Annotated in this window: 8 protein-coding genes; 5 read left to right on the top strand and 3 right to left on the bottom strand. The window is 58.8% G+C overall.

All coding sequences use genetic code 11. The features are described 5' to 3' along the window. Positions 1-24: 24 nt before the first annotated feature. The 3 genes from NW815_RS08255 to accD form a co-directional block, all read right to left on the bottom strand. Complete coding sequence (locus NW815_RS08255; RefSeq protein ID WP_414415895.1) at positions 25-729, bottom strand: class I SAM-dependent methyltransferase; 705 nt, start codon at positions 727-729, stop codon at positions 25-27. A gap of 101 nt (positions 730-830) precedes the next feature. Beyond that, positions 831-1,226, bottom strand: coding sequence for an STAS domain-containing protein (locus tag NW815_RS08250; protein ID WP_414344448.1), 396 nt, complete (start codon positions 1,224-1,226; stop codon positions 831-833). 211 nt (positions 1,227-1,437) lie between these two features. After that, positions 1,438-2,382 carry an acetyl-CoA carboxylase, carboxyltransferase subunit beta gene (gene accD, locus NW815_RS08245; protein WP_011434210.1) on the bottom strand — a complete coding sequence of 315 codons (945 nt, stop codon included), beginning with the start codon at positions 2,380-2,382 and terminating at the stop codon, positions 1,438-1,440. Positions 2,383-2,506: 124 nt separating this feature from the next. Between accD and NW815_RS08240 the strand changes: the two genes are divergently transcribed. The 5 genes from NW815_RS08240 to NW815_RS08220 all read left to right on the top strand — a co-directional run bounded on the left by NW815_RS08240 (position 2,507) and on the right by NW815_RS08220 (position 7,060). Beyond that, positions 2,507-3,373, top strand: a complete 867-nt coding sequence (locus tag NW815_RS08240; RefSeq protein ID WP_414415894.1) for a tRNA (5-methylaminomethyl-2-thiouridine)(34)-methyltransferase MnmD — start codon at positions 2,507-2,509, stop codon at positions 3,371-3,373. A 154-nt stretch (positions 3,374-3,527) separates the two neighbouring features. Next, positions 3,528-4,160, top strand: coding sequence for a hemerythrin domain-containing protein (locus tag NW815_RS08235; protein WP_414390614.1), 633 nt, complete (start codon positions 3,528-3,530; stop codon positions 4,158-4,160). Positions 4,161-4,231: 71 nt separating this feature from the next. Then, entirely contained in the window at positions 4,232-4,420 is a 189-nt protein-coding gene (locus tag NW815_RS08230; RefSeq protein ID WP_414390613.1) for a DUF4089 domain-containing protein, read from the top strand. After that, positions 4,417-5,817: an AtzE family amidohydrolase gene (locus tag NW815_RS08225; RefSeq protein ID WP_414383519.1), complete on the top strand. Its 1,401-nt coding sequence runs from the start codon at positions 4,417-4,419 to the stop codon at positions 5,815-5,817. The genes NW815_RS08230 and NW815_RS08225 overlap by 4 nt, the downstream gene beginning before the upstream one ends. A gap of 337 nt (positions 5,818-6,154) precedes the next feature. Beyond that, positions 6,155-7,060, top strand: coding sequence for a hypothetical protein (locus NW815_RS08220; protein WP_414390611.1), 906 nt, complete (start codon positions 6,155-6,157; stop codon positions 7,058-7,060). The last annotated feature ends 43 nt before the right edge of the window (positions 7,061-7,103 follow it).

Raw genomic sequence — 7,103 nt, 5'->3', positions numbered from 1 at the left:
GCTTAGCGGTCGGAGCCGGGTAGTTTACGAGATAGGCTTTTCGGCTGCAAGTCGCACAAAGCGATTTTGGTTGTAGAGCTGCTGAGCCACCACTGCGAAACCCACCTTCTCCAGCAACCACACCAGGTCTTCGGCGCTGAAGCGATTGTGCTCGTAGAAGTGGGTAAACTGATCCAGCAGCGTTTCCAAAGGCGTGTCCGACTGGAAGAGTTGGGCCTCTGTATCGGCATCGAAGTAGAGGCTGAGCGGGGCGCGCACCCAATCCACCAGCAAAAATCGCCCCCCCGGCTTGAGTAGACGCAACACCTCCTGCAACAAGCGCAAGGGCTGCACCATCTCGTGCAACACCACCACTGCCTGAGCTGCATCGATGCTGTTGGCCGCAAGCGGCAAGTGAGGGTCGTGCAGGTCGGCCTGCAGCAGCTGGATTCCAGGGATCCCCTTCAAGTCTGCCGCCGCTCGCTCCAACATGTAGGGCATCACATCCACCCCGATGAAGTGTCCTCCGGGATAGCGTTGCGCCCACTGACCCAGAGCAAAGCCCGGCCCGGTTCCCAGATCCAACAAGCGCGGTGCAGGAGGCAGACAGGGCTCGATGTGCATCTGCCAGAACTGCCAAAACGCCTCGTTAAAGCGCCCAGGAGCCGTCGCCACCATGCGCTCGCAGAAGCTGGGGCCACGGTGGTGCTGGTAGAGAAGCTGAAAGGTATCGAGGCCGGTCTGGGGCATGGCTGAAGATTGTTGAGAAAATTGCTAGAGGGATCACCAGAATTCGCTGATGGGCTGAAAAGAGCATCGGGGGATCCCCAAAAGTAAGGCCTAATGTCGGCCTAACGAGCAGTGGGAGCGCTGGAAAAGTTGGCAATGCCGGTCTCCAGGTCGCTAAAGCAGGTCAGTACCTTTTCCATGGAGGTGAGGTTGAGGACGAGGGCCACACTTTCCGGCACGCAACAAAGGCTAATGTTGCCCCCGGCAGCACGGCACTTGCGCAAAGCCGAGATCAACACCCCCAGCCCAGAGCTGTCCATAAAAGTGACCGATGACATGTCGATCAACATATTGGGATAACCGAAATCTAAAACCTGCTGGAGCAATTGCCGAACTTCTGAGGCGGCCTTGGCATCAAAACGACCCTCCAGCGGCACAATCGCCAGTTTTTGCCCTTGCGGAGTTTCAGCAGTACGGATGCGCAGCTTGAAATCCATCGTTTCCGGTGAAGACCTCATGCCCCACCTTAACACCATCCGCTACCGCCCACCAGGAAATCTTGTGAAGATCCGCAGGGGACAGTACGGCTCCATCCCAGAACACCTGCCCCCCACCCCAGGAGCCGGAGAGAAGTCTGATGGAACCCAATATCTCTCCACTAATGACTACACCCTCCGCAGGGAAGGGATCCGGCCTCGGCCACAAATTCCGCATCTTAGGCGGATCTACCTACAGCATAGGTTGCAGGGTTAAAGCCTCCGAGTCTATGGAGGGAAGGGACATGTGCAAACGGGGGCGGTGCATGGAGAGCAACTGGGCCAGGCGCTTGCGCAACTCGGTGCGGGGCACAATCGCGTCGATGAGCCCTTGGGCCAGCAAATATTCGGCGGTTTGGAAGCCTTCGGGAAGCTTGCCCTTGCCAATGGTTTGCTCGATTACATTCGGCCCGGCAAACCCCACCTGCACGCCTGGCTCGGCCAGGATCAAATCTCCCAGCATGGCAAAGCTGGCAGTCACCCCGCCATAGGTGGGATGGGTGAGCACGGAGATGAACAATTGTCTGGCGTCGCGGTGCCTTTGTAGGGCGGCTGAGGTCTTGGCCATCTGCATCAGGCTGAGGATCCCTTCCTGCATGCGGGCTCCCCCCGAAGCCGAAAAGAGGATCAAGGGCAGGTGATCGCAGGTGGCCCGTTCCGTGAGGCGGGCGATCTTCTCGCCTACCACCGAGCCCATGCTGCCGCCCATGAAGCGAAAGTCCATCACTCCAATCGCCACCGGGATCCCTTCCAGGCTTCCCAACCCTGTCAGGACGGCATCCTTGAGCTGGGTGCGCTCCTGGTAGGTGGCCAAGCGCTCGGAGTAGGGCTTTTGGTCGAAAAAGTGTAGGGGATCCGTGGGAGCCAGGTGTTCGTCCAGGGGCTGCCAGGATCCGGGATCCAAAAGCTGTTCCAGACGCTCTGGGGCTGTAATGCGGTGGTGATGCCCACAGCTAGGGCAAACTTGCCAGTTTTGCTGCAGATCCTTGGTGTAGGTCAGGGTGTCACAGGCAGGACACTTTTGCCAGAGGCCGTCGGCAATCTCTCTTACCTGACGCTCTTTGTCGAAGGGGCTGCTACCTGTCAGGTTCAGAGAGGTTTGTCTGCGCCGCTCCGCAAACCAATCCAGTAGAGACATAGCTGTTGAAATATCCTCCCTACTCAGGGATGTCGAGAGCCCTGCCGGTGAGCTGCGAAACACATCTCAACGTTCTCAAGCTATCAAAGAATCGCCCGACTGAAAATAGAGACAACAGCAAGCGATGGAGACTCGGTGGCAGGTGCTGACCACAGGGGATGGATCCCTGACCTTTTTCTCGGAAGAGTTTGGACAAGCTTTTCACAACGTCAGTGGTGCCGCTCAGGAGGCTCTGGAGAAGTTTGTCCGCCCTTGCCGGCTGGATCGGCTGCCTTTGGAGCGGGATCCCGCCCAGCCCATTCGCCTTTTGGATATTTGCTTTGGCTTGGGCTACAACTCCGGCCTTGCCCTAGAAACCATTTGGCAAATCCGGCCCCACTGTTCTGTAGAAGTAATCGGCCTAGAGCGATCCCCGGAAGTGCCTCGCCAGGCTTGGCAGGCGGGGGTGGGATCCACCTGGAGCTTTGGGCAAGAATGGCAACACTGGATTGAACAGGGATCCTGGCAATCGCAGCGCTGGCGCGGAACGCTGCTGTGGGGCGATGCCCGGCAAACGGTGTTGCAGGTGCCGCTGGGGTGGGCAGATGCGGTGTTTTTGGATCCCTTCTCCCCTTCGGTTTGCCCAGAGCTGTGGACGGTGGATTTCTTGCGGGCCGTGGCCGAACGGATGCGACCAACCGGCATTTTGGCCACCTATTCCTGTGCAGCGGCGGTGCGAGCGGCTCTGTTGGAAGCAGGGCTTTTCATCGGCTCTACCCCCCCGGTAGGTCGTCCTTGGCCGGGGACAGTGGCCTCGCCCCAACCTGACCACCTGCCGCCTCTTTCCCCCATGGAGTGGGAGCACCTGAAAACTCGCGCTGCCGTGCCCTACCGGGATCCCACCTTGAAAGGAGATAGAGCGCAAATCCGTCTGCAACGCCAACGGGAACAGCAGGGATCCCCTTTGGAGCCCACTTCTGCTTGGAAACGCCGCTGGCCTGTGCAAGCCTAGAGAGTGGCGTTGCCGGAGTTCAGATCTGGACAACTTTTCCCAGGATTGCTGCCCGAGTGTATCCAAGACACCTGCGCTATTCCCGTACCCTTACGCAAGCCACCATTTCTTGACAAAGTTAAGCTGAGATGAAACTTCTCTGCTGTCAACTGCCATGTCTTCTGAGGAGTCCCTCCCGCTGACGCGAGCAGCCTCTGCCGGTACGCTGGTTGCCCTTTGTGCTGAACAGCACCGCGTCATCCTGCAGTTTTTGACTCGCCTGTCTCGAGCGCCGGAGTTGGATCTGGAGCAGCGACGCCTCTGTGTACAAAGGTTGCGACAGCGCCTCTCCCGCCACATTCAACTGGAGCGCCATGTTCTCTACCCCCTGCTCAGGTCGGCTCTCCAGGCGGATCCCCACCTTAGCGACCAAATTGAGCGGCTGGAGCAACATCTGCGGGATCAGATCCCGGAGCTGACGCGCTTTTTGCACCAATCAGAGCGCACTCCCCAGCAGGTGGATCCCTCTGCTGCCCTTCACTTCTATCGGCAATTGCGGGCTCAGTTTGATCAGGAGGAGAAAATCTTGCATCCCCTCTTTGCCCAGCATGTCTCTCCCGCCGCGGAGCAGCAGCAGTTGCGCCTATTCCGCAAACGCCTGCAAGCCAGCGCTGCTTCCAATCGCTCTGCACATAGCCGTCGCGTTGCTTTGAATGAGCTGGAACGGCAGGCGATAACCCGCCCTGTCTTGCCCAACGAGCGTCTCTGGTCGCTGCAGGGCAACACTGTGCAAATGTCCGCTCCCTAGTTGACGACGGTCTTGTTGTTGGAGGCTAGTGGTGGTATTTTTGCTGCAATCGGCTCCCTGACCCCAAAACCATGCAGCCCTGGGATCCCGAAACCTACGTCGATCAAATGGCCCAACTGCTGCAACTGCCCCTGCATCCTGAACACCGAGCAGGGGTGATCGAAAATCTTGCCCGCTTTCTGCCCATTGCTCAACAGGTGCTGGAGTTCCCGTTGCCGCCGATAGTTGAGCCAGATCCCACCTTTGACCCTCAGCCATGACCGGGGATCCCCACCTTCTCGGCAGCGCTGACGCGGTCTCTATTGCCAGGGCTGTCCGCCAGGGATCCGTGAGCGCCCAAGCGGTGGTGGCCGCCTGTCTGGAGCGGATTCGCCGGCGGGATCCCCAGCTCAATGCCTTTACAGCTGTCTTGGAGGAATCGGCCTTACAAGCGGCGGAGCAGGTGGATCGACAGGTGGCTCAAGGGATCCCTGTAGGCCCGTTGGCAGGGGTGCCTTTTGCCGTCAAGAACTTATTTGACGTGGCCGGCCTCACCACCCTGGCTGGCTCGGCGATCAACCGCGAGAATCCCCCGGCCATCCAAGATGCAACGGTGGTGGCTCGTCTCAAGCAGGCAGGGGCAATCTTGGTGGGCACCCTCAACATGGACGAGTACGCCTACGGCTTCGTCACCGAAAACAGCCACTACGGCCCCACCCACAACCCCCACGATCTCAGCCGCAGTGCGGGGGGATCCTCCGGCGGCTCGGCAGCTGCAGTAGCAGGAGGTTTGGTGCCTCTCGCCCTGGGCAGCGACACCAACGGCTCGATTCGGGTACCGGCCTCTTTGTGTGGCGTCTACGGCCTCAAGCCCACCTATGGCCGTCTATCGCGGGCAGGAGCGGCTCTGTTTGCCGCCAGCTTTGACCACGTGGGCCCCTTGGCCCGTTCGGTGGCCGATATTGCCCTCAGCTTCGATGTTATGCAAGGGCCGGATCCCCAAGATCCCGTCTGTACCCGGCGTCCTGTAGATCCCACCTTTGGGCAATTGGGGCAGGGGATCGAGGGCTTGCGCATCGCGGTGGCGGATGATTACTTTGCCCGAGGGGCAGAGCCCCCCATCTTGGCCGGGGTAGAAAAGGTGGCCCAAGCCTTGGGGGTCGGCCAGACTGTGCGGATCCCGGAAGCCCAGCGCGCCCGTGCCGCCGCCTTCCTGATCACGGCTGCTGAGGGAGCCAACCTGCACTTGCCCAACCTGCGAACTCGCCCCCACGACTTTGACCCGGCCACCCGGGATCGCTTTTTGGCCGGAGCCCTGTTGCCTGCCAGTTGGATCTTGCAGGCGCAGCGCTTTCGCCGCTGGTATCGCCAGCAGGTGCAGGCCATTTTTCAGGAGATCGATCTGTTCATCGCCCCCACCACCCCCTGCTTTGCCCCCTTGCTCGGCCAAGAGAAGATGGTGATCGATGGGGTAGAGGTTCTCACTCGGCCCAACCTCGGCCTCTACACTCAGCCCCTCTCGTTTATCGGCCTGCCGGTGCTTTCAGTGCCGTTGCGCGAGAGCGGATCCCTGCCCTTTGGCGTACAACTGGTGGCCGCCCCCTATCAAGAAGCCAAACTGCTGCGGGCAGCCGCCTATTTGGAGAAGCTAGGGATCCCCAATGCCCAGCCGGTCTGAGCCATGAAGAGCCCTACTTTTGCAGCACATCTAGCGCTAGAGCTCGTGGGCATCTTCTCATGAACACTAAATATGTAGATGAACCGGTTGTGTGGTCAAGACAAGATTTCAATTGCTTTTGAGGAGCCGCTTTAGTCTCTGTGTAGCCTGTGGGTAACGTCTGAAGCTGTATTGGGGCAGAATCTTTGGCCTTGGCTCGCAAGAGAGATTGGGGCACCGGATATTAAAGTAAAATTAAGCCCCCAGTTGTTGTATCAAATGCCTCCTTCTCCAGGCTTGGCCAATAGAATGAACAGCATAAAATAGACACGGCACCCCACCTGGACTCTATAACCCTATGGATCATCCTGATTCTGTGGCTCGGCGCTACATGAAACTGTGCGAGGCCTATCTCTCTCTCAACGAAGCCTTCGACAAATTGGATCAGTCCCACAGCCACCTACAGCGCCACTTCAAACGACTCCTTGGCTATTTCAGTGCTGCCCAACAAGCTCTGGTTCAACTGCCGCTCTTGCAACAGCGGATTGAGCAGAGCGACCGCTGGATGAACTCCTTACGAGAAGAACTGCAAGCCAAAGAGGCCCGGCTTGGCGAGCTAATCGCTAACTACGACCAAGTCTGCGGCGAGCTGGACTCTACCAAAGCAGAACTGTTGAGCGCTCAAGCGCTGATTGAGAAACTGGAAGCCGAAAATGCTCAGGTTTTGGAACGCTTGAGTCGGCTCACCAACATGGAAGAGGAAATGGCAAACTTGGCGGAACAGCTGGCCCAAGCGAACGAAGCTCGTCAGCAGATGGAAGTTCGAAATCGCGAGCTAGAGCGAGCTTTGGGAGACCGGGATCAGCACATTTACAGCCTGCAGGAGCGATTGGCCCAATTGGAGCAAGAGATGGCCTTCTTGAAAGCTCAGCGGGATGAGGCCCAGCAGGCTGCACAACTGGCTATGTCTCGCGCGGAGCAGGCGGAAGTCGGGCTGAAGGCGCAAACCGAACAAGTTCAGACTTTACGAAATAAGCTCCATCAAGCCGAGGAGCAGCTGGCCATGGTAACCCTGAACGAGCTGGAGCTCCTGCTCGGCCATGACTCGATGAACCTCTTGCAAGAAGCGGAGCAGGCTGCGGAAGTAGATGCCCAGGTGCTGGCAAGCGTACCGGCCTCTCTGGCCGAGGCGGAACACATTCTGCTGGAGATCGACCAGTTCATTTTGGCCTGCTCGGAGCCCATGAAGTCGCAGGCTGCGTGACATACTCCCGACGCTGTAGCTAGCTTCCCGCAGGGTTGCTACG

Origin of the sequence: Synechococcus sp. R6-7 (assembly GCF_047461695.1) — a bacterium.
In the GTDB taxonomy this organism is placed as follows: Bacteria; Cyanobacteriota; Cyanobacteriia; order Thermostichales; family Thermostichaceae; genus Thermostichus.
This window is presented reverse-complemented; position numbering and strand designations above follow the sequence as displayed.